The following is a 20286-nucleotide window of genomic DNA, read 5'->3' on the forward strand; positions in this document are numbered from 1 at the left end:
GCGAGGGGTAAACCATGGCACTCAAGACCTTCAAGCCGATCACGCCGGGCCTTCGTCAGCTCGTCCTGGTCGACCGTTCCGACCTCTACAAGGGCAAGCCGGTCAAGACGCTCACCGAGGGCAAGTCGTCCACGGGCGGCCGTAACAACCTCGGCCGCGTCACCTCCCGCTTCCGCGGCGGTGGCCACAAGCGCTCCTACCGTCTCGTCGACTTCAAGCGTCGCAAGCTCGACGTTGCCGCCACCGTGGAGCGGATCGAGTACGATCCGAACCGCTCGGCCTTCATCGCGCTCATCAAGTACGTCGATGGCGAGCTCTCCTACATCCTGGCGCCGCAGCGCCTGGCCGTGGGTGACAGCGTCGTCGCCGCCGAGAGCGCCGACGTGAAGCCCGGCAACGCCATGCCGATCGCCAACATCCCGGTGGGCACCATCGTCCACAACGTGGAGCTGAAGATCGGCAAGGGCGGCGCGGTCGCCCGTTCGGCCGGCACCTACGCCCAGATCGTCGGTCGCGACGAGGGCTACGTGATCCTTCGCCTGAACTCTGGCGAGCAGCGTCTCGTCCACGGCCGGTGCTTCGCCTCGATCGGCGCGGTGTCGAACCCGGACCACATGAACGTGTCGATCGGCAAGGCCGGTCGTAACCGTTGGCTCGGCTGGCGCTCGCATAACCGCGGCGTCGCGATGAACCCGATCGACCACCCGCACGGCGGCGGCGAAGGCCGTACCTCGGGCGGCCGTCACCCCGTCACGCCCTGGGGCTTCCCGACCAAGGGCAAGAAGACTCGTTCGAACAAGCGGACCGACAAGTTCATCGTGTCGAGCCGTCATTCGAAGAAGAAGTAACAGAGGCCCGTCATGGCACGTTCCGTCTGGAAAGGTCCGTTCGTCGACGGATACCTCCTGAAGAAGGCCGAGGCAGCCCGCTCGTCGGGCCGTCACGATGTCGTCAAGATCTGGAGCCGTCGCTCCACGATCCTCCCGCATTTCGTCGGACTGACCTTCGGCGTCTACAACGGTCAGAAGCATGTCCCGGTGCAGGTCACCGAGGAGATGGTCGGCCACAAGTTCGGCGAGTTCTCGCCGACCCGCACCTTCTACGGCCATGCGGCCGACAAAAAAGCGAAGCGGAAGTGAGCCATGGGTAAGCCCGCAACACCCCGCGCCCTCGGCGACAACGAGGCCAAGGCGGTCGCGCGCATGCTGCGCGTCTCGCCCCGCAAGCTGAACCTGGTTGCCGCGCTCATCCGCGGTAAGCCGGTCGACACGGCGCTCGCCGATCTGGAGTTCTCGCGCAAGCGGATCGCCGGCGACGTCAAGAAGTGCCTGGAGAGCGCCATCGCCAACGCCGAGAACAACCATGATCTCGACGTCGACGACCTGGTGGTCGCCGAAGCCCATGTCGGCAAGGCCTTCGTGATGAAGCGTTTCCATGCCCGTGCCCGCGGCCGCGGCGCCCGGATCGAGAAGCCTTTCTCGCACCTGACGATCGTCGTTCGTCAGGTCGAGGCGGCCAAGGCCTGAGGAGAGAGCGATGGGTCAGAAGATCAATCCGATCGGTTTTCGCCTCGGCATCAACCGCACCTGGGACAGCCGCTGGTTCGCCAACAAGGGCGAGTACAGCAAGCTCCTGCACGAGGATCTCAAGATCCGCCGTGAGCTGATGAAGCTGCTGAAGCAGGCGGCGGTCTCGAAGATCGTCATCGAGCGTCCGCACCGGAAGTGCCGCGTCACGGTTCACTCGGCTCGCCCGGGCATCGTGATCGGCAAGAAGGGCGCCGACATCGACAAGCTGAAGAAGGCCGTCTCGCGGATGACCGACGCCGAAGTCGTCATCAACATCGTCGAGATCCGCAAGCCCGAGACCGACGCGACCCTGGTGGCCGAGTCGATCGCCCAGCAGCTCGAGCGTCGCGTCGCCTTCCGCCGCGCCATGAAGCGGGCCGTCCAGTCCGCCATGCGTCTCGGCGCCGAGGGCATCCGCATCAACTGCTCGGGCCGCCTCGGCGGCGCCGAGATCGCCCGCCTCGAGTGGTATCGCGAAGGCCGCGTGCCGCTGCACACCCTGCGCGCCGATGTCGATTACGGCACCGGCACGGCCTACACGACCTACGGGACGTGCGGCGTGAAGGTGTGGATCTTCAAGGGCGAGATCATGGAGCACGACCCGATGGCCCAGGACAAGAAGATGTCCGAGGGCGAGGGTTCGACGCGCCGTCCGCGCGGTCAAGACCGCGACGCGGCGTGAGGATGAAGGTCTAGAACCATGCTTCAGCCCAAGAAGACCAAGTTCCGCAAGCAGTTCAAGGGGCGCATTTCCGGCGCTGCCAAGGGCGGCACGGACCTGAACTTTGGCCAGTTCGGCCTGAAGGCTCTCGAGCCGGAGCGCATTACCGCGCGCCAGATCGAGGCCGCCCGCCGTGCCATGACGCGCGAAATGAAGCGCGCTGGCCGCGTCTGGATCCGCATCTTCCCGGACGTCCCGGTGTCGAAGAAGCCTGCCGAGGTCCGCATGGGCTCCGGCAAGGGCGGCAACGAGTACTGGGCCGCCAAGGTGGCTCCGGGCCGCATCATGTTCGAGCTCGACGGCGTTCCCCTGGACGTCGCCAAGAAGGCGCTCGAGCTGGCGGCTGCCAAGCTGCCGATCAAGACGCGCTTCGTCCAGCGCATCGCCGAGTGAGGAGAGGGGTCATGAAGGCCGAAGAGATCCGGACCAAGACCCTCGACGAGCTCGAGGGCCAGCTCGGTGAGCTGAAGAAGGAGCAGTTCAACCTGCGCTTCCAGAAGGCCACCGGCCAGCTGGAGAACGTCGCCCGCGTCCGCCAGGTGCGCCGCGACATCGCCCGCGTGAAGACCGTCGCCGCGCAGAAGCGCGCCGAGAAGAAGTAAGGAGAGGGCATATGCCGAAGCGTGTGCTCGAGGGCATCGTCGTCAGCGACAAGCAGGACAAGACGGTCGTGGTGAAGGTGGAGCGTCGCTTCACCCATCCGCTGCTCAAGAAGACGGTGCGCCGCACCAAGAACTATCACGCCCATGACGAAGGCAACGCCTTCAAGGTGGGTGACGTGGTGAGCATCGAGGAGGGCAAGCCTCTCTCGAAGCTGAAGCGTTGGGTCGTGCTGCCGAAGGCGTGAGCCCTCGGTGATCGTTAGAACAGCGCGCCGCCGTCGGGGAGACCCGAGACGGGCGCGAAAGGAAGAGGTTGCGTCATGATCCAGATGCAAACCAATCTCGACGTGGCGGACAATTCGGGCGCACGCCGCGTCATGTGCATCAAGGTGCTCGGCGGCGCGAAGCGTCGTTACGCCCATGTGGGCGACATCATCGTCGTGTCGGTCAAGGAAGCGATTCCGCGTGGCCGCGTGAAGAAGGGCGACGTCATGAAGGCGGTCGTCGTTCGCACGGCGAAGGACATCCGTCGCCTGGACGGTTCGGTGATCCGCTTCGACCGCAATGCGGCCGTGCTGATCAACAACCAGAAGGAGCCGATCGGCACCCGTATCTTCGGACCGGTTCCGCGCGAGCTGCGCGCCAAGAACCACATGAAGATCATCTCGCTGGCTCCGGAGGTGCTGTGATGGCCGCCAAGATCAAGAAGGGTGACAAGGTTGTCGTCCTTGCTGGCCGCGACAAGGGTCGCACCGGCGAGGTCATCCAGGTCATGCCGACCGAGGGCCGCGCCCTCGTCCGCGGCGTCAACATTGTGAAGCGCCATCAGCGCCAGAGCCAGACGTCGGAAGGCGGGATCATCTCGAAAGAGGGTCCGATCCACCTGTCCAACCTGGCCTATGCCGATCCGAAGACCGGCAAGCCGACCCGCGTCGGCTTCAAGATCCTCGCCGACGGCACCAAGGTGCGCGTGGCCAAGAAGTCCGGGGAGACCATCGATGGCTGAGGCGGCCTACACCCCGCGCCTCAAGGCGCATTACGACAGCGTGATCCGGCAGCAGCTGGTGACCCAGTTCGGCTACAAGAACCCGCTCGAGATCCCGCAGATCGAGAAGGTCGTGGTCAACATGGGCGTCGGCGAGTCCACCGCCGACTCCAAGAAGGCCTCCGTTGCGGCGGCCGACCTTGCCCTGATCACCGGCCAGAAGCCGGTCATCACCCGGGCCCGGCAGGCCATCTCGAACTTCAAGGTTCGCGAGAACATGCCGCTCGGCTGCAAGGTCACGCTGCGCAAGCAGCGCATGTACGAGTTCCTGGACCGCCTGGTCACGATCGCGCTGCCGCGCGTCCGCGACTTCCGCGGCCTGAACCCGAAGAGCTTCGATGGCCGTGGCAACTTCGCCATGGGCCTGAAGGAGCATGTCGTGTTCCCCGAGATCTCCTATGACAAGGTGGATCAGATGTGGGGCATGGACATCATCGTGTGCACCACCGCGAAGACCGACGAGGAAGCTCGCGCTCTCCTCAAGGCCTTCAACTTCCCGTTCCGGCAGTGAGCCGGGTTTCTCAAAGCTAGAAGCCCGTCTCAGACGCGGAAACCAGGAGAATCCGATGGCGAAGAAGAGCTCCATCGAAAAGAACAACCGCCGCCGTGCCCTGGTCGCACGGGACGCCAAGAAGCGCGCTGCGCTGAAGGCGACCGTGATGGACCAGTCGCTCTCCATCGAAGAGCGTTTCGCGGCCACCGTGAAGCTTGCGAGCCTGCCGCGCAATGGCGCCAAGGTCCGCATCAAGAACCGTTGCGAGGTGACCGGCCGTCCGCGGGCGTTCTACCGCAAGCTCGGCATGAGCCGCGTGGCTCTGCGCGACCTCGGCAACAAGGGGCTCGTTCCGGGCCTCGTGAAGTCGAGCTGGTGAGAGGAGACAGATCATGGCTCTCAACGATCCGCTCGGCGATATGCTGACCCGCATCCGCAACGCGCAGATGCGCCGCAAGACCCGCGTCCTGACGCCCGGTTCGAAGCTGCGCGCCCGCGTCCTCGACGTGCTCAAGTCGGAAGGCTACATCCGCGACTACATGACCGTCACGCACCCGAACGGCCGTTCGGAGTTCGAGATCGAGCTCAAGTATTTCGACGGTGAGCCGGTCATCCGTGAGATCGCCCGTGTGTCGAAGCCTGGCCGCCGCGTCTATGCCGGCGTCGGCAACACGCCGCGCGTCTCCAACGGCCTCGGCATCACCATCATCTCGACCCCCAAGGGCGTGATGGCGGACCACGAGGCACGTGAACAGAACGTGGGCGGGGAGGTGCTCTGCACGGTCTTCTGACCTGGCAGAGCTCCCATTCGACAAAGGACGACATCCAATGTCTCGTATCGGTAAGAAGCCGGTCGACCTGCCGCAGGGCGTCACTGCCCAGCTGTCCGGCCAGACCGTCAAGGTGAAGGGTCCCAAGGGTGAGCTGTCGTTCACCTGCCCGGACGACGTCATCGTGAAGCTCGACGGCAACGTCATCAAGATCGACCCGCGCGACCAGGGCAAGCGTGCCCGCTCCATGTGGGGCATGGCTCGCACCCGCGTCGCCAACCTCGCCGTCGGCGTGACCAAGGGCTTCGAGAAGAAGCTCGAGATCACCGGCGTCGGCTATCGTGCCGCGGCCCAGGGCAAGGTGCTGAACCTCGCTCTCGGCTTCAGCCACGATGTCAACTATCCCGTCCCCGAGGGCATCACCATCGCGACCCCGAAGCCGACCGAGATCCTGATCTCCGGCATCGACAAGCAGAAGGTGGGTCAGGTCGCCGCCGAGATCCGCGAGTATCGTGGTCCGGAGCCCTACAAGGGCAAGGGCGTCCGCTACGAGGGCGAGTTCATCTTCCGCAAGGAAGGCAAGAAGAAGTAAGGCGGAGGCCCCGGATACGGGGCCTCACCGTCTACCGGGGTGCGGGTCCGTCCGGTACCGCGCCGATAAAAGGAGCTGGCTATGGCCAAATTCAAGGATGCAACGGAGCGTCGCAAGGCGCGTGTCCGCCGTGCCCTGCGCACTGCGGCAAATGGGCGTCCGCGGCTGAGCGTCTTCCGTTCGTCGAAGCATATCTATGCGCAGATCATCGACGACGCGAAGGGCGTGACGGTTGCGAGTGCCTCGTCACTGGAGAAGGACCTGAAGTCTTCGCTGAAGACCGGTGCCGATCAGGCCGCGGCGACCGCCGTCGGCAAGCTCGTCGCCGAGCGCGCAGTGCAGGCTGGGGTGTCCGCCGTGGTGTTCGACCGCGGTGCCTATCTCTATCACGGGCGCGTCAAGGCGCTCGCCGACGGCGCCCGCGAGGGCGGCCTGAGCTTCTAACGGATACGGGCGGCCCTGCCGCCGAAAGGACAGAACATGGCTCGGGAACGTGAACGCGAGCGCAACCGCGAAGAGCGCGACAGCGAATTCACCGACAAGCTCGTGCACATCAACCGCGTCTCCAAGACGGTGAAGGGCGGCAAGCGCTTCGGCTTTGCTGCTCTCGTCGTGGTCGGCGACCAGAAGGGCCGCGTCGGCTTCGGCCACGGCAAGGCCCGTGAGGTGCCGGAGGCGATCCGCAAGGCCACCGAGGCGGCCAAGCGCGGTTTCATCCGCGTGGCGCTGCGCGAGGGCCGCACCCTTCATCATGACGTGCACGGCCGCCACGGCGCCGGCAAGGTCATCCTGCGCGCCGCTCCGGCCGGTACCGGCATCATCGCCGGCGGTCCGATGCGCGCCGTCTTCGAGACGCTCGGCATGGCCGACGTGGTCGCCAAGTCGATGGGGTCGTCGAACCCCTACAACATGGTGCGCGCCACGTTCGACGCGCTGAAGAACCAGGACAGCCCGCGCTCCGTCGCGGCTCGCCGTGGCCTCAAGGTGTCGGTCCTCCAGGCCCGCCGCCAGGAGGAAGGCGAGGGCGACGCGTAAGGATCGGATCCATGGCCAACAAGACCGTTACCATCGAGCAGATCGGCTCGCCGATCCGCCGGGAGAAGTCGCAGGAAGCGACCCTCATCGGCCTGAAGCTCAACAAGCTGCACCGCCGCGCCACGCTGGAGGACACCCCGAGTGTCCGCGGCATGATCGCCAAGGTCGCTCACCTCGTGAAAGTGGTGGATTGATCCCATGAAACTCACGGACATGAAGGACAATGCCGGCGCCACGCATCGCAAGATGCGCGTCGGCCGCGGCATCGGTTCGGGCAAGGGCAAGACCGCCGGTCGCGGCGTGAAGGGCCAGAAGTCCCGTTCGGGCGTCGCCATCAAGGGCTTCGAGGGTGGCCAGATGCCGCTGCATCGGCGCCTGCCGAAGCGTGGCTTCAACAACATCTTCCGCCTCTCCTATGTCGAGGTCACGCTCGCCCGGATCCAGCGCGCGATCGACTCCGGCAAGCTGCAGGCCGGCAAGGTCGACGAGGCTGCCCTGGTGTCGAGCGGCGTCGTCCGCCGCGCCCGTGACGGCATCCGTCTCGTCGCCACCGGCGAGCTGAAGGCGAAGCTCGAGCTGACCGTCTCCGGCGCCTCCGCCGGCGCCGTTGCGGCCGTCGAGAAGGCCGGCGGCTCGGTCACCGTGCTGAAGGCGAAGGACGAGGCGGCGGCCTGACGGCCGGCGCATCGCTCTCCCGACACGACGATCACAGCTTCAAGGGGCCGGTTCGACGAGGACCGGCCCCTTTGCATCGATAGCCCTGCCTGCGACGTCGGGGGGCTGGCGAAGGCGGCCACTGGCCGTTAAGTGAAGGCGACTTTTCCGGATGGACCCGTTCCGTCCCTGAGGCATCGGAGCCACCATGGCATCGGCAGCGGAACAACTTGCAGCCAACCTGAATTTCGGGGCTTTCGGCAAGGCCGAGGATCTCAAGAAGCGGCTGTGGTTCACCCTCGGCGCGCTGCTGGTCTATCGCCTCGGTACCTATATCCCGCTGCCGGGAATCGATCCCGAGGCCCTGCGCCAGGTCTTCAACGCCAACCAGGGCGTGCTGGCCATGTTCAACGTCTTCGCCGGCGGCGCGGTCTCGCGCATGGCGATCTTCGCGTTGAACATCATGCCCTACATCTCCGCCTCCATCATCATCCAGCTGCTCACGGCCGTCGTGCCGGAGCTCGAGAAGCTGAAGAAGGAGGGCGAGCAGGGCCGCAAGCAGATCAACCAGTACACCCGCTACCTCACGGTGGTGCTGGCGCTGTTCCAGTCCTGGGGCATCGCCGTCGGCTTGCAGTCCTCGGGCTCGGTCGTCGCCAGTCCCGGCCTGTTCTTCATCATGTCGACGGTCATCACGCTGACCGGCGGCACCATGTTCATGATGTGGCTGGGCGAGCAGATCACCCAGCGCGGCATCGGCAACGGCATCTCGCTCATCATCTTCGCCGGCATCGTCGCGGAGTTGCCGAGCGTGCTGGCCCAGGCCTTTGAACTCGGCCGCCAGGGCGTCATCTCGACGCCGCTGCTGCTCGGCCTCCTCGTGCTCATCGGCGTGACGATCGTCATCATCGTCTTCTGCGAGCGCGCCCAGCGCCGGCTGCTGATCCAGTATCCAAAGCGCCAGCAGGGCAACAAGGTGTTCGAGGGCAATTCCTCGCACCTGCCGCTCAAGATCAACACGGCCGGCGTCATCCCGCCGATCTTCGCCTCATCGCTGCTGCTGCTGCCGACGACGGCGCTGTCGTTCCAGACCAATCCGTCGGAATGGCTGCGCCTCACCGCCCAGCTGCTCGGCCACGGCCAGCCGCTGTTCATGGCGCTCTATGCGCTGCTGATCATCTTCTTCTGCTTCTTCTACACGGCGATCGTGTTCAATCCGACCGAGACCGCCGACAATCTGCGCAAGTATGGCGGCTTCATCCCCGGCATCCGCCCGGGCGAGAAGACGGCGCAGTACATCGACTATGTCCTCACCCGCATCACCGTCCTCGGCGCTGCCTACATCACCCTGGTCTGCCTATTGCCCGAAATGCTGATTTCGCAGCTCGGTCAAAGCTTCTATCTGCTGGGAGGCACCTCGCTGCTGATCGTCGTCACCGTGACGCTCGACACGGTGGCCCAGGTGCAGGGGTATCTGTTGGCCCATCAGTATGAAGGGCTGATCAAGAAGTCGCAGCTCAGGGGGAAACGTCGATGAAGCTGATTCTGCTCGGGCCTCCCGGGGCGGGGAAGGGGACCCAGGCACAGCGGCTGGTGGAGCGTCACGGTCTCGTGCAGCTCTCCACCGGTGACATGCTCCGGGCCGCGGTGAAGGCCGGCACGCCCATCGGCCTGAAGGCCAAGGATGTCATGGCGCGCGGTGAGCTCGTCTCCGACGCCATCGTTGTCGGCATCATCGCCGACCGCATCGCCGAACCGGACTGCGCCAAGGGGTTCATCCTTGACGGTTTCCCGCGCACGGTGGCCCAGGCCGAAGCCCTCGACGCCATGCTGGCGGAGAAGGGCATGAAGCTGGACGGCGTCATCGAGCTGAAGGTGGACGAGGGGATCCTCGTCGGCCGCATCGAGAAGCGCGTTGCCGAGATGACCGCCCGCGGCGAGCCCGTGCGCGCCGACGACAATGCCGAGGCCCTCAAGAAGCGCCTCGACGCCTATCGCGAGCAGACCGCTCCCGTCTCCGGCTATTACGCCTCCAAGGGCGCGCTGAAGACCGTGGACGGCATGGCGCCGATCGACGACGTGACCAAGGCCATCGCCGCCCATCTGGGCGTGTGAGGCGAATTCGGCCCTTTCGGGCTTGACGCAGGGACGAGGGCGGGCTATGCGGCCAACCTTCGTCCAAAAGACGGTTGAGCCGGTCCGTCTGCCGTGCAGGCGGGCCGCTCCGTTTCGAGGACATCCGTGCAGGGGCCGGCCTCCACCGGACGCACGGTTTCATCATCTCCCGCGGCGACGCGGACCACATGGAGACGAGACATGGCTCGTATTGCGGGTGTCAATATCCCGACGAACAAGCGCGTAGTCATCGCGCTGCAGTACATTCACGGCATCGGACCGAAGTTCGCCGCCGAGATCTGCGACAAGGTCAAGATCCCGGCCGAGCGCCGCGTGAACCAGCTGACCGACCAGGAAGTGCTCACCATCCGCGAGACCATCGACCGTGACTACATGGTCGAGGGCGACCTGCGTCGCGAAGTCTCGATGAACATCAAGCGCCTCATGGACCTCGGCTGCTACCGCGGCCTGCGTCACCGCAAGGGCCTGCCGGTCCGCGGCCAGCGCACCCACACCAACGCCCGCACCCGCAAGGGTCCGGCGAAGCCGATCGCCGGCAAGAAGAAGTAATCCGGTCGGGGCGCGCCAGCCGCGCCCCTTGCCGTTTCCCGAGCGCCTGGCACCACGGGCGCGCCTGAAGGACAAGGACTAGAGAATGGCCAAGGAAGCCACCCGCGTTCGCCGCCGTGAGCGCAAGAACATCGCCTCCGGCGTCTGCCACGTGAACGCGTCGTTCAACAACACGATGATCACCATCACAGACGCGCAGGGCAACACCATTGCCTGGTCGTCGGCCGGCACCATGGGCTTCAAGGGTTCGCGCAAGTCGACCCCGTACGCCGCCCAGGTCGCTGCCGAGGACGCTGCCCGCAAGGCCGCCGAGCACGGCATGCGCATGGTCGAGGTCGAGGTGTCGGGTCCCGGTTCGGGCCGTGAGTCGGCGCTGCGCGCCCTCCAGGCCGCCGGCTTCACCGTCACCTCCATCCGCGACGTGACGCCGATCCCGCACAACGGCTGCCGCCCGCGCAAGCGTCGTCGCGTCTGAGTTTCATTGTTTCTCGCAATCGCGGGCCGGCCTGTGGCGGCTCGCGGTTTTCCGCCTCTCGCTGCAAAGCGAGGGACACCGGCCGTCAGGGTCCTGCAGGGGACGAGACAGCGGCCAGATTTGAGCGAAGGTAACACACCGTGATCCAGAAGAACTGGCAGGAACTGATCAAGCCGGAGAAGCTGAACATCGTCCCCGGCGATGACCCGAAGCGTTTCGCGACCGCGACCGCCGAGCCGCTGGAGCGTGGCTTCGGCGTGACGCTCGGTAACGCCCTGCGCCGCATCCTCCTGTCCTCGCTCCAGGGCGCCGCCGTCTCGGCCGTCCAGATCGATGGCGTGCTGCACGAGTTCTCGTCGATCCCTGGCGTGCGTGAGGACGTCACCGACATCGTCCTGAACATCAAGGACATCTCGATCAAGATGCAGGGCGACGGTCCGAAGCGCATGGTCGTGCGCAAGGAAGGCCCGGGCGTGGTCACCGCTGGCGACATCCAGACGGTCGGCGACGTCACCGTGCTGAACCCCGAGCTGGTGATCTGCACCCTCGACGAGGGCGCCTCGATCCGCATGGAGTTCACCGTCAACACCGGCAAGGGCTACGTCCCGGCCGAGAAGAACCGCGCCGAGGACGCGCCGATCGGTCTCATCCCGGTCGACAGCCTCTACTCGCCGGTCAAGAAGGTCTCCTACCAGGTCTCGCCGACCCGCGAGGGCCAGGTGCTCGACTACGACAAGCTGACCCTGACGGTGGAGACCAACGGTTCGGTCTCGCCCGAGGACGCGATCGCCTATGCGGCCCGCATCCTCCAGGACCAGCTCGAGATCTTCGTGAACTTCGAGGAGCCGCGGAAGGAAGTCGTCCAGGAGTCGATCCCGGATCTGGCCTTCAACCCGGCGCTGCTGAAGAAGGTCGACGAGCTCGAGCTCTCGGTCCGCTCGGCGAACTGCCTGAAGAACGACAACATCGTCTACATCGGCGACCTGATCCAGAAGACGGAGGCGGAGATGCTCCGCACGCCGAACTTCGGCCGCAAGTCGCTCAACGAGATCAAGGAAGTGCTTGCCCAGATGGGCCTCCACCTCGGCATGGAGGTTACGGGCTGGCCGCCGGAGAATATCGAAGAGCTCGCCAAGCGCTTCGAGGACCACTACTGAGTTTTCATCCTCGCCGACCGTGAGGTCCGCGAGCCACCGGAGGACAAGGCGATGCGTCACGGCAAAGCCCACCGCAAGTTCAACCGCACGGCCGAGCATCGTCAGGCGATGTTCGCCAACATGTGCGCCGCTCTCATCAAGCATGAGCAGATCGTCACCACCCTGCCGAAGGCGAAGGACCTGCGTCCGATCGTCGAGAAGCTGGTGACGCTCGGCAAGCGCGGCGACCTGCACGCCCGCCGCCAGGCCGTGTCGCAGATCCGCGACATCGCCATGGTCAAGAAGCTGTTCGAGGTCCTCGGGCCCCGCTACCAGGCGCGCCAGGGTGGCTACACCCGCGTCCTGAAGGCCGGCTTCCGCTATGGCGACAATGCGCCGATCGCGGTCATCGAGTTCGTCGATCGCGACGTCGACGCCAAGGGCAAGGACTCCGGTCCGGTCCAGGCGAAGACCGCCGAGGCGGCCTGATCCACGAGAAGTCGGGGCGGTCCTCCGGGACCAGCCCTTTGCAGGGGCGGCCGTCAGGTCGCCCTTTTGCTTTGCGCGTCAGCCGGGAGGCGGCGCCATGCGGGCCGTGACGAGTTCGGTTGCGAGCCCCGCCGCGATGATGGTCCCCGCCAGCGCGAAGACCAGCGCGTGGCTGCCCGTGGCGGCCAGCAGGGCGGTGAAACCGTAGGCTGCGCCTGCCTGGATGACGGCGAAGGCGACGGTCTGCAGCGCCCAGGCCGCCGTGTGCGCTTCCGGCCCGACGATCTCGCGGGTCCGCCCGGAGGTGGATGATCCCAAGCCGATCATCAATCCGCCCGCCATCATCGCCGACAGCGTCAGCAGCACGAGATTGTGGGTGAGCGCGGGAAGCGCCGCGCCGATCGCCATCAGCGCCACGATGATCCGAAGCACCGGCCCATAGCCGAAGCGGTCGGCGGCGACGCCCGCGACCATCGGTGCGAGAACGGCCGTGATGCCGGCCGCGACCCAGATCCAGCCGCCGATGGCGAGGCCGAAGCCGAGATCGCGGGCGACGTGGTCGACGAAGAACAGCGTGTGCGGCACATAGCCTGCCGCCGCCCCGCCATAGGCTGCGGCGAGGCCGAGGAAGGCCGGTGCGCGCCGCCAGGCCGGGGAGGGCGCGCCGCGCTCCGCCGCCACCGGCGGGGCCGAGCGGGGCAGCAGCGCCATCATCACGACGCTCGCCACCGCCAGCGCCGTCGCCAGCGCCAGCCAGGCGGCCGCCGGTCCCGAGGCCGCAAAGGCCGGCACGGCGGTTCCCGACAGCACGAAGCCCGTGCCGACGCCCGCAAAGGCGAGGCCGTTGGCCCGCCCCCGGTGCGAGGGTGCCACGACATTCGCCACCACCGGCGGGATGACGATCATCAGGATGCCGCCGGTCGAGCCGGACAGCGCCCGCAGGGCGATGAAGGCGGGGGCGGGCAGGGGCACGGCTGAGGCTGCGAAGGCGAAGACGGCGAGCGCCGCGGCGAGGGCAATGGCCGGCCGGACGCCCATCAGACGCGCGCTGGCGAGCGCCGTGCTGGCGCCGACGATGTAGCCGGCGAGGTTGAAGGCGCCGGCAAGGTGCAGCGTCGTCGGCGTCGCCCAGCCGGCCTCGACCATGGCCGGAATCAGCGGAGGATAGCCGAAGCGGCCCATGCCGACGCCGATGAGCAGGCCGCAATAGCCGGCGAGGATGGGACCGAAGAAGCCCTGCCAGCGCCCCAGCGGCGATGCGCTCACAGGCTGCGCTCGACCGCGACGCTACGGCAATCCATCTCGTAGTCGAGGCCGATCACCGGCGGGCGGTTGTAGTGCCAGGTGATGCCGGCCCGCGCCGCGCCGCGCCGGACGATCTCGTCGGCGAGGAAGGGATGGATGTCGTGCACGCAATAGACCTGCGCCGCCGTCGTGTCCGCCCAGCCATGGCCGAAGGCCGCCATGCGCTTCTCCATCTGCTCAAGGACGAAGACGCCCTTCTCGCGCAGGCCTACGGGACTGGTGTCGTTGAGCCGGACGATCCGCTCGGCATAGGCGCCGGCGCCCTCGCGCGCCTCGCCGGAGCCGGCGATGACGAATTGCGGCGCCCCGCCTGCATCGCCCTCGGCGACGTAGCAGAAGGCGTGGAAGGAGGGCTCCGGCGGTCCGCCGATCTCCGGGCAGACATTGGAGCGCGCCACCGGATTGGCCTTGGTCTCGGCGTTGTAGATGCCCCAGGCCGCCAGCGTGCCGACATAGACCTCGTTGAAGGCCTTGAAGCCGGCATCGTCGAAGGGCGCGGGAGAGCGCAGCTCGCAGGCGCAGAAGGCGGTGAGCGGGCGTCCCTGGCCCTGGATCAGCGCGGCGATCCGCTCGAAGCCCTGTTTCAGCGGCACCGGCTTGCGGAACATCACCCGCTCGATGTGATAGCCGGGCATCGCCGCGGCGCCCGATGAATACTGGAACACGCTGGGGACGTAGCGGTAATTGCCGGGTGCGAAGTCGATCGTCGGGCTGGCGGCCATGGGCGTGTCCTCGGGGGTGTTTTGACGGAGCGTCACTGCTCCCCCCGGTCCGGTCAACCGCCGTGGACGCATCGGGCGCCTGCCTTCCCTTCCGGGCTCGCGGGGGCACGACTATATTGCCGCCATGACCAGACTCACCGTCCTCGCCACCGCCGCCGCCCTCGCGCTCGTCTCCGCCGCTCCTGCCGTGGCCCAGGCGCCACGCCAGGCGCCCGCCACCCGTGCGGAGGTGCAACTCTCCTTCGCCCCCGTGGTGCGGCGCGCCGCGCCCGCGGTCGTGAACGTCTATGGCTCGCGCGTCGAGCAGGTGCAGGCCCATCCCTTCTTCGACGACCCGATCTTCCGCCGCTTCTTCGGTGACCGGGGCGGGCAGGGCCGTCAGGGCGGGCCGCAGCGCGCCGAGGTCGCCCGGTCCCTCGGCTCGGGCGTCATCGTCGAGCGCTCCGGCCTCGTCATCACCAACAACCACGTCGTGGAGAACATGACGGAGGTGAAGGTGGCGCTCGCCGACCGGCGCGAGTTCGAGGTGGACATCGTGCTGCGCGACCCGCGCACCGACCTCGCCGTGCTCCGGCTGAAATCGCCGCCCTCCGACCTCGCGACCATCGAGATCGGCGATTCCGACGCCCTCGAGGTCGGTGATCTCGTGCTCGCCATCGGCAATCCCTTCGGCGTCGGCCAGACCGTGACCCAGGGCATCGTCTCGGCGCTCGCCCGCACGCAGGTCGGCGTCGCCGACTACCAGTCCTTCGTCCAGACCGACGCGGCCATCAATCCCGGCAATTCCGGCGGCGCGCTGGTCGACATGAGCGGCCGCCTCATCGGCGTGAACACCGCCATCTTCTCGCGCTCCGGCGGCAGCCACGGCATCGGCTTCGCCATTCCGACCGCGCTCGTCCGCCTCGTCGTCGAATCGGCCAAGGCCGGCAGCCAGACCGTGCGCCGTCCCTGGTTCGGCGGCCGCCTGCAGAATGTCACCGCCGATGTCGCGGAGAGCCTGCGCCTCGCGCGCCCGACGGGCGCGCTCGTCGTCTCGGTCGTCCCCAACTCGCCCGCCGCCCGCGCTGGCCTTCGCGCCGGCGACCTCATCACCGCCGTCGACAACCAGGCGGTCGAGGACCCCGACGGCTTCGGCTACCGCTTCGGCGTGAAGCCCATCGGCGGCATGGCGAGCATCGCGGTGACCCGCAACGGCCGCGCGCTGGTCGTTCCGGTGGCCCTTGAGCCGGCGCCGCCCGGCGGCCAGGACGCCATCACCATCACCGGCCCGTCGCCCTTCGCTGGCGCCCGTGTCGCGACGCTGGCCCCGGGCATGGCGGACGAGCTGCGCGTCAGCCATCGCAGCGACGGCGTCGTCGTGATGGCGGTGGAGCCCAATTCCGCCGCGGCGCAGGTCGGCCTGCAGCCGGGCGACGTGGTGGTCGGCGTCAATGGCCGCGAGATCGCCAAGCCCGACGACCTGCGGGAGGTGACGGCCCAGCGTTCGCGGCTCTGGCGCTTCCAGATCGACCGCGGCGGCCAGATCATCTCGTCCATGCTGGGCGGCTGAGGGTGGACCTCTTCGAGGCCGCGGGCCCCGACCCCAAGGCGCCGCGGCCGCTCGCCGACCGGCTGCGCCCGCAGACCCTGGCGGATGTCGCCGGACAGGAGCACCTGACCGGCCCTGACGGGGCGCTGACGCGGCTCCTGCGCTCGCGCTCCCTCGGCTCGCTGATCTTCTGGGGCCCGCCGGGCACGGGCAAGACCACGGTGGCGCGCCTCCTCGCGGGCGAAACGGACCTCGCCTTCGACCAGATCTCGGCGATCTTCACCGGCGTCGCCGACCTCAAGAAGGTCTTCGAGCAGGCGCGATCCCGCCGCATGCAGGGCCGCGGCACGCTGCTCTTCGTCGACGAAATCCACCGCTTCAACCGCTCGCAGCAGGACGCCTTCCTGCCCGTGGTCGAGGACGGCACGGTGACGCTCGTCGGCGCCACCACGGAGAACCCGTCCTTCGAGCTCAACGCCGCGCTCCTGTCGCGGGCGCGCGTCCTCACCTTCCGCGCCCTCGACGACGAGGCGCTGGAAAAGCTGCTCGCCCGTGCCGAGGCGCTGGAGGACAAGCCGCTGCCGCTCGACGGGCAAGCCCGCCTCGCGCTGGTGCGCATGGCCGATGGCGACGGCCGCGCCATCCTGACTCTCGCCGAGGAGGTCTGGCGCGCGGCAGGGGAGGGCGAGGTCTTCGATACGGCGGGCCTCTCCGCCGTCGTCCAGCGCCGCGCGCCGATCTACGACAAGGCGCAGGAGGGCCACTACAACCTCATTTCCGCCCTCCACAAGACCGTGCGCGGCTCGGATCCGGACGCAGCGCTCTACTATCTCGCGCGGATGCTCGATGCCGGCGAGGACCCGCTCTTCATCGCCCGCCGCGTCGTCCGCATGGCGGTGGAGGATATCGGCCTCGCCGATCCGCAGGCCCTCGTCGTCGCCAACGCGGCGAAGGACGCCTACGATTTCCTCGGCACGCCCGAGGGCGAACTCGCCCTGGCCAATGCCGTGATTTATGTCGCGACCGCGCCGAAGTCGAACGCTGCCTATACCGCCTGGAAGGCCGCCCAGGCGCTGGCCAAGGAGCGCGGCAGCGTCATGCCGCCGAAGACCATCCTCAATGCCCCGACCAAGCTGATGAAGTCGGAAGGCTATGGCGAGGGCTATCGCTACGACCACGACGAGCCCGACGCCTTTTCCGGCCAGGACTACTGGCCCGAGGCCATTGGCCGGCAGTCGCTCTACCGGCCGGTCGAGCGCGGCTTCGAGCGCGAGATCGGCAAGCGCATGGAGTGGTGGGCGAAACTTCGACGCGAGCGTATGCGGTGAATTCAATTAACGCGGGAAAACCCGATTGCGCGGCTTCGCGGCCTAGTGCTTCATGGGCGCATAAGGGGCGCGCGCCATGGCTGATGTATCGGCTCTCGAAAGCATTTGTACAGTGTCAGGCTCCTGCACCGGTTGGGGGTGCGCACTTTCCTATCCGCAAGGACTGTTCTTTTTATCGTCTGTTCTTGGTCTGTCCATATTGGCGATCGCGACCTACCAGTACGCTCAAGGACTTGAAGAGTCGAAAGCGACCCCAACGGCGATTGTCATGGCAGTCGCAGTAGCAATATTGCTTTTGCCTGCCTTGTCAAAATTTACTTTAAATCTTGGCGAGGGACGCCCAAATGTCGCCCTCGAATTGGGTGCATCTTCTAACCCAAATGCTCAGTGTGATCTTCGAAACATCATCGCTGAAGCAACATCGGAGATGCAGCGCCGAATTACGGCACTGGAGACGCGCGCAGCGGCTGCCGGTAATCTCCCCAATCCTCCGCCACCGAATCCCGGTGACACTGAGACTGATGTCCGCATCTTTTACGTGAGCGGTCGGTCACAGGATGCCGCCGCGCTCCAAGCTTTGCTGTCGAGGTCTTATCGAAGAGTGACATCAGTTAACAGCGATCTGACCGAAGTGCGGCAGAGGCGCCCGACCGCTGGATCGATCCGGGTGCGGTATGAGGTGTATGGCGACGCGAATTTCACCGATGCAGCCACAAAGATCATGACGATTGTGCGCGCCGAGTTTGCTTCTCGCAATAACGGCTTGATCGGGCCGGATGCGGTACAGGCGGCGTTGCCGGGTGATGTCCAAATCCTGATGTACTGACAGCTTGGGATTGCGCTATTTCAGCGTATGACCAAGGTCCTGCTCGTCTTTCTCGGCTCCGGCATCGGCGGTTCGCTGCGCCACGGCGTCAACGTCTGGTCGCTCAAGGCTTTCGGGCCGGGCTTTCCCATCGGCACGCTCATCATCAATGTCGTCGGCGGGCTGCTCATGGGCCTGATCGCGGGATGGCTCGCCTTCCGCGCTGAAATGGCCTGGAGCCAGGAGCTCCGTCTCTTCCTCACCACCGGCATCCTCGGCGGCTTCACCACCTTCTCCGCCTTCTCGCTGGACGCCATGACCCTCGTGGAGCGGGGTGACTATGCCGGCGCAGCCCTTTATGTCGGGGCCTCGGTGGTTCTCTCGATCGCGGCCGTCGCGGTCGGCCTTGCCGTCATCAGGAGCTTCTCATGAAGGGCAGGGGCAAGCCGCCGGGTCGCGGATCGAAGCCGGGGGCGCCGTCAGGTCCGCGCGGACCCGCCCGCACCGGCTCTGGCCGTCCGCCCGCGAAGGGCGGCAAGCCGGCCTTCGCCAAGGAGGGCCGCCCCGCTGCCAAGCGCCCGCCGCGCGCCACCGAGGAGGCTGATCGCCGCCCGCGCCGCGGCCTCGCGCCCGAGGGCGAGGCCGGTCGCCGCGATGATCGTCGCCCGCGTTTCGACCGTCCGGAGCGTGGTGAGCGTCCCGCCCGTCGCGAGCGGCCCGATCCGTCCGAACTGCGCTCATTCGATGGCTCGCCGCGCCGCGGCCGCGCCGACGACTGGGACCTGCCCGAGCCCTCCTGGTCGCCGGAGGCGGATCTCGACATGGTCGGCTTCGAGGAGGAGCGCCCGAGTCGCCGGCCGGCGCGTCCCGCCCGTGACGAGCGCCCCACCCGCAGTGATCGCCCCTCCCGCGCCGCCCCGCGTGAGAGCCGTGCCGAGCGCCCCGTCCGGTCCGCATCGCCTGAGGACCGCCCGGCGCCGCGCCGCGAGCGTCCCGCAGCGCCGCCGCCTCCGGCAGGCCCGACCCGCGCCGAACTAAAGGCTGCGGCCACCGAGACCCTGCAGACCGGCGTCCAGACCCTCACCGTCACGGATGACGAGGCGGACATGCGCGTCGACCGTTTCCTCGCGGCGCGCTTCCCGCAGCTGTCCTTCAGCTACATCCAGCGCATCGTCCGCAAGGGCGAACTCCGTGTGAACGGCCGTCGTGTCGAGACCAAGGACCGCCTCGAGGCCGGCCAGGCGGTGCGCGTGCCGCCGCTCAAGCTCGACCAGGCGCGGCCCATGTCGGCCAAGGTCGGCGAGGATGTCGCCGGCTTCCTCGCCTCCATCACCCTCTATGAGGACGCCGACGTCCTCGTCCTGTCGAAGCCGGCTGGCCTTGCGGTGCAGGGCGGCTCCGGCACCAAGAAGCACCTCGACGGCATGCTGGCGGTGCTGACCGATGAGGACGGCCAGCGCCCGCGCCTCGTCCACCGCCTCGACAAGGACACGTCGGGCTGCCTGCTCGTCGCCAAGAACCGCTTCGCCGCGGCGGCGCTGGCCAAGACCTTCCGCACCCGCGCCGCCCGCAAGATCTACTGGTCGGTGGTGGCCGGCGTGCCGAAGCCGCGCCAGGGCCGCGTCTCGACCTATCTCGCCAAGGAAGAGCGCGAGGACGAGAGCTTCATGCGCATCGCCAAGCACGGCGAGAAGGGCGCCAGCCACGCGGTCAGCTACTACGCCGTCATCGACACCATGGCGCAGAAGCTGTCCTGGCTGTCGATGAAGCCGGTGACGGGCCGCACCCACCAGCTGCGCGTCCATGCCGCCGAGATCGGCCATCCCATCATCGGCGATCCCAAATATTTCGACGTCGAGAACTGGGAGATCCCCGGCGGCATCCAGCACAAGCTGCACCTGCATGCCCGCCGCCTCGTCGTGCCGCATCCGCGCGGCAAGGGCACGATCGACGTCTCGGCGCCGCTGCCGCCGCACATGGAGCAGACCTTCAACCTCCTCGGCTGGGACGTCTCGCGCTACGATCCCATTGTCGAGGCGCCGGAGGAGTGATGTCCCTGACGGGCTGGATCTACGTCACCGCCGCGGCGCTGTTCGCCATCCTCGCGCTCATCGTCATGGTGACACGTCGGGTGATCCGCACCGTGCCGGGCGGCGACCGGGCCATGGCCGACCTCGTCGGCGAACTGCGCCGCGCCAATGACCTTGCCGAACGCCGCATCTCCGCCCTCGAGGCGCGTGTCGAGACGCTGGAGCGCGAGCGCCGCTGAACAGCCGATTCAGGCGCGGTTCAGCGGGCGGGACCGACAAGGACGCATCGTCCTGATGGAGCCC

The 20286-nt window shown here is 67.3% G+C and carries 31 protein-coding genes; 29 read left to right on the forward strand and 2 right to left on the reverse strand.

Annotation, left to right across the window (positions count from 1 at the left end; all coding sequences use genetic code 11):
• The first annotated feature begins 14 nt into the window (after positions 1-14).
• The 23 genes from rplB (at position 15) to rplQ (ending at position 12265) form a co-directional block, all read left to right on the forward strand.
• Positions 15-848, forward strand: coding sequence for a 50S ribosomal protein L2 (gene rplB, locus C8P69_RS03095; RefSeq protein ID WP_108174381.1), 834 nt, complete (start codon positions 15-17; stop codon positions 846-848).
• 12 nt (positions 849-860) lie between these two features.
• Positions 861-1139 carry a 30S ribosomal protein S19 gene (rpsS, locus tag C8P69_RS03100; protein ID WP_108174382.1) on the forward strand — a complete coding sequence of 93 codons (279 nt, stop codon included), beginning with the start codon at positions 861-863 and terminating at the stop codon, positions 1137-1139.
• 3 nt (positions 1140-1142) lie between these two features.
• Positions 1143-1526 carry a 50S ribosomal protein L22 gene (gene rplV / locus C8P69_RS03105; protein WP_108174383.1) on the forward strand — a complete coding sequence of 128 codons (384 nt, stop codon included), beginning with the start codon at positions 1143-1145 and terminating at the stop codon, positions 1524-1526.
• Between the two features lie 10 nt (positions 1527-1536).
• Positions 1537-2250 carry a 30S ribosomal protein S3 gene (gene rpsC, locus C8P69_RS03110; RefSeq protein ID WP_108174384.1) on the forward strand — a complete coding sequence of 238 codons (714 nt, stop codon included), beginning with the start codon at positions 1537-1539 and terminating at the stop codon, positions 2248-2250.
• 18 nt (positions 2251-2268) lie between these two features.
• Positions 2269-2682, forward strand: coding sequence for a 50S ribosomal protein L16 (rplP, locus tag C8P69_RS03115; protein WP_108174385.1), 414 nt, complete (start codon positions 2269-2271; stop codon positions 2680-2682).
• A gap of 11 nt (positions 2683-2693) precedes the next feature.
• Positions 2694-2891, forward strand: a complete 198-nt coding sequence (rpmC, locus tag C8P69_RS03120) for a 50S ribosomal protein L29 (RefSeq protein ID WP_108174386.1) — start codon at positions 2694-2696, stop codon at positions 2889-2891.
• Positions 2892-2902: 11 nt separating this feature from the next.
• Positions 2903-3136 carry a 30S ribosomal protein S17 gene (gene rpsQ / locus C8P69_RS03125; protein ID WP_108174387.1) on the forward strand — a complete coding sequence of 78 codons (234 nt, stop codon included), beginning with the start codon at positions 2903-2905 and terminating at the stop codon, positions 3134-3136.
• Positions 3137-3211: 75 nt separating this feature from the next.
• Positions 3212-3580: a 50S ribosomal protein L14 gene (rplN, locus tag C8P69_RS03130; RefSeq protein ID WP_038312231.1), complete on the forward strand. Its 369-nt coding sequence runs from the start codon at positions 3212-3214 to the stop codon at positions 3578-3580.
• Positions 3580-3897: a 50S ribosomal protein L24 gene (gene rplX, locus C8P69_RS03135; RefSeq protein WP_108174388.1), complete on the forward strand. Its 318-nt coding sequence runs from the start codon at positions 3580-3582 to the stop codon at positions 3895-3897. The genes rplN and rplX overlap by 1 nt, the downstream gene beginning before the upstream one ends.
• Complete coding sequence (rplE, locus tag C8P69_RS03140; protein WP_108174389.1) at positions 3890-4447, forward strand: 50S ribosomal protein L5; 558 nt, start codon at positions 3890-3892, stop codon at positions 4445-4447. Before rplX ends, rplE begins: the two co-directional genes overlap by 8 nt.
• 55 nt (positions 4448-4502) lie before the next feature.
• Positions 4503-4808 carry a 30S ribosomal protein S14 gene (gene rpsN / locus C8P69_RS03145; protein WP_108174390.1) on the forward strand — a complete coding sequence of 102 codons (306 nt, stop codon included), beginning with the start codon at positions 4503-4505 and terminating at the stop codon, positions 4806-4808.
• Between the two features lie 13 nt (positions 4809-4821).
• On the forward strand, positions 4822-5220 hold the full coding sequence (rpsH, locus tag C8P69_RS03150; protein ID WP_108174391.1) for a 30S ribosomal protein S8: 399 nt from the start codon (positions 4822-4824) through the stop codon (positions 5218-5220).
• A 37-nt stretch (positions 5221-5257) separates the two neighbouring features.
• Complete coding sequence (rplF, locus tag C8P69_RS03155) at positions 5258-5791, forward strand: 50S ribosomal protein L6 (RefSeq protein WP_108174392.1); 534 nt, start codon at positions 5258-5260, stop codon at positions 5789-5791.
• A gap of 81 nt (positions 5792-5872) precedes the next feature.
• Positions 5873-6235, forward strand: a complete 363-nt coding sequence (gene rplR, locus C8P69_RS03160) for a 50S ribosomal protein L18 (RefSeq protein ID WP_108174393.1) — start codon at positions 5873-5875, stop codon at positions 6233-6235.
• 36 nt (positions 6236-6271) lie between these two features.
• Positions 6272-6826, forward strand: a complete 555-nt coding sequence (gene rpsE / locus C8P69_RS03165; RefSeq protein WP_108174394.1) for a 30S ribosomal protein S5 — start codon at positions 6272-6274, stop codon at positions 6824-6826.
• Between the two features lie 11 nt (positions 6827-6837).
• Positions 6838-7020: a 50S ribosomal protein L30 gene (gene rpmD, locus C8P69_RS03170; RefSeq protein WP_108174395.1), complete on the forward strand. Its 183-nt coding sequence runs from the start codon at positions 6838-6840 to the stop codon at positions 7018-7020.
• A 4-nt stretch (positions 7021-7024) separates the two neighbouring features.
• Positions 7025-7501 (forward strand): 50S ribosomal protein L15, encoded by a 477-nt coding sequence (gene rplO / locus C8P69_RS03175; RefSeq protein ID WP_108174396.1) that lies wholly within the window; start codon positions 7025-7027, stop codon positions 7499-7501.
• Between the two features lie 187 nt (positions 7502-7688).
• Entirely contained in the window at positions 7689-9017 is a 1329-nt protein-coding gene (gene secY, locus C8P69_RS03180; protein WP_108174397.1) for a preprotein translocase subunit SecY, read from the forward strand.
• Positions 9014-9595 (forward strand): adenylate kinase, encoded by a 582-nt coding sequence (locus tag C8P69_RS03185; RefSeq protein WP_108174398.1) that lies wholly within the window; start codon positions 9014-9016, stop codon positions 9593-9595. The genes secY and C8P69_RS03185 overlap by 4 nt, the downstream gene beginning before the upstream one ends.
• 201 nt (positions 9596-9796) lie before the next feature.
• Positions 9797-10165, forward strand: coding sequence for a 30S ribosomal protein S13 (rpsM, locus tag C8P69_RS03190; RefSeq protein ID WP_108174399.1), 369 nt, complete (start codon positions 9797-9799; stop codon positions 10163-10165).
• An 85-nt stretch (positions 10166-10250) separates the two neighbouring features.
• Positions 10251-10640 (forward strand): 30S ribosomal protein S11, encoded by a 390-nt coding sequence (gene rpsK / locus C8P69_RS03195; RefSeq protein ID WP_108174400.1) that lies wholly within the window; start codon positions 10251-10253, stop codon positions 10638-10640.
• 140 nt (positions 10641-10780) lie between these two features.
• On the forward strand, positions 10781-11797 hold the full coding sequence (locus C8P69_RS03200) for a DNA-directed RNA polymerase subunit alpha (protein WP_108174401.1): 1017 nt from the start codon (positions 10781-10783) through the stop codon (positions 11795-11797).
• A gap of 51 nt (positions 11798-11848) precedes the next feature.
• Complete coding sequence (gene rplQ, locus C8P69_RS03205) at positions 11849-12265, forward strand: 50S ribosomal protein L17 (protein WP_108174402.1); 417 nt, start codon at positions 11849-11851, stop codon at positions 12263-12265.
• Between the two features lie 78 nt (positions 12266-12343).
• Here the strand turns inward: rplQ and C8P69_RS03210 are convergent, their stop codons facing one another.
• Both C8P69_RS03210 and cnbZ read right to left on the reverse strand, forming a co-directional pair.
• Positions 12344-13531, reverse strand: a complete 1188-nt coding sequence (locus C8P69_RS03210) for a YbfB/YjiJ family MFS transporter (RefSeq protein ID WP_108174403.1) — start codon at positions 13529-13531, stop codon at positions 12344-12346.
• On the reverse strand, positions 13528-14292 hold the full coding sequence (gene cnbZ / locus C8P69_RS03215; RefSeq protein ID WP_108174404.1) for a 2-amino-5-chloromuconate deaminase CnbZ: 765 nt from the start codon (positions 14290-14292) through the stop codon (positions 13528-13530). The genes C8P69_RS03210 and cnbZ overlap by 4 nt, the downstream gene beginning before the upstream one ends.
• 124 nt (positions 14293-14416) lie before the next feature.
• Between cnbZ and C8P69_RS03220 the strand changes: the two genes are divergently transcribed.
• The 6 genes from C8P69_RS03220 (at position 14417) to C8P69_RS03240 (ending at position 20222) form a co-directional block, all read left to right on the forward strand.
• Positions 14417-15841, forward strand: a complete 1425-nt coding sequence (locus C8P69_RS03220; RefSeq protein WP_108174405.1) for a Do family serine endopeptidase — start codon at positions 14417-14419, stop codon at positions 15839-15841.
• Entirely contained in the window at positions 15838-17148 is a 1311-nt protein-coding gene (locus C8P69_RS03225; protein WP_108174406.1) for a replication-associated recombination protein A, read from the forward strand. The genes C8P69_RS03220 and C8P69_RS03225 overlap by 4 nt, the downstream gene beginning before the upstream one ends.
• A gap of 76 nt (positions 17149-17224) precedes the next feature.
• Positions 17225-17974: a hypothetical protein gene (locus tag C8P69_RS23420; RefSeq protein ID WP_146167279.1), complete on the forward strand. Its 750-nt coding sequence runs from the start codon at positions 17225-17227 to the stop codon at positions 17972-17974.
• A gap of 27 nt (positions 17975-18001) precedes the next feature.
• Complete coding sequence (crcB, locus tag C8P69_RS03230) at positions 18002-18385, forward strand: fluoride efflux transporter CrcB (protein ID WP_108174407.1); 384 nt, start codon at positions 18002-18004, stop codon at positions 18383-18385.
• A complete protein-coding gene (locus tag C8P69_RS03235; protein WP_108174408.1) occupies positions 18382-20004 on the forward strand; it encodes an RluA family pseudouridine synthase in 1623 nt (540 codons plus the stop codon). The genes crcB and C8P69_RS03235 overlap by 4 nt, the downstream gene beginning before the upstream one ends.
• Complete coding sequence (locus tag C8P69_RS03240; RefSeq protein ID WP_108174409.1) at positions 20004-20222, forward strand: hypothetical protein; 219 nt, start codon at positions 20004-20006, stop codon at positions 20220-20222. The genes C8P69_RS03235 and C8P69_RS03240 overlap by 1 nt, the downstream gene beginning before the upstream one ends.
• The last annotated feature ends 64 nt before the right edge of the window (positions 20223-20286 follow it).

Origin of the sequence: Phreatobacter oligotrophus (assembly GCF_003046185.1) — a bacterium.
Classification (GTDB): Bacteria; Pseudomonadota; Alphaproteobacteria; order Rhizobiales; family Phreatobacteraceae; genus Phreatobacter; species Phreatobacter oligotrophus.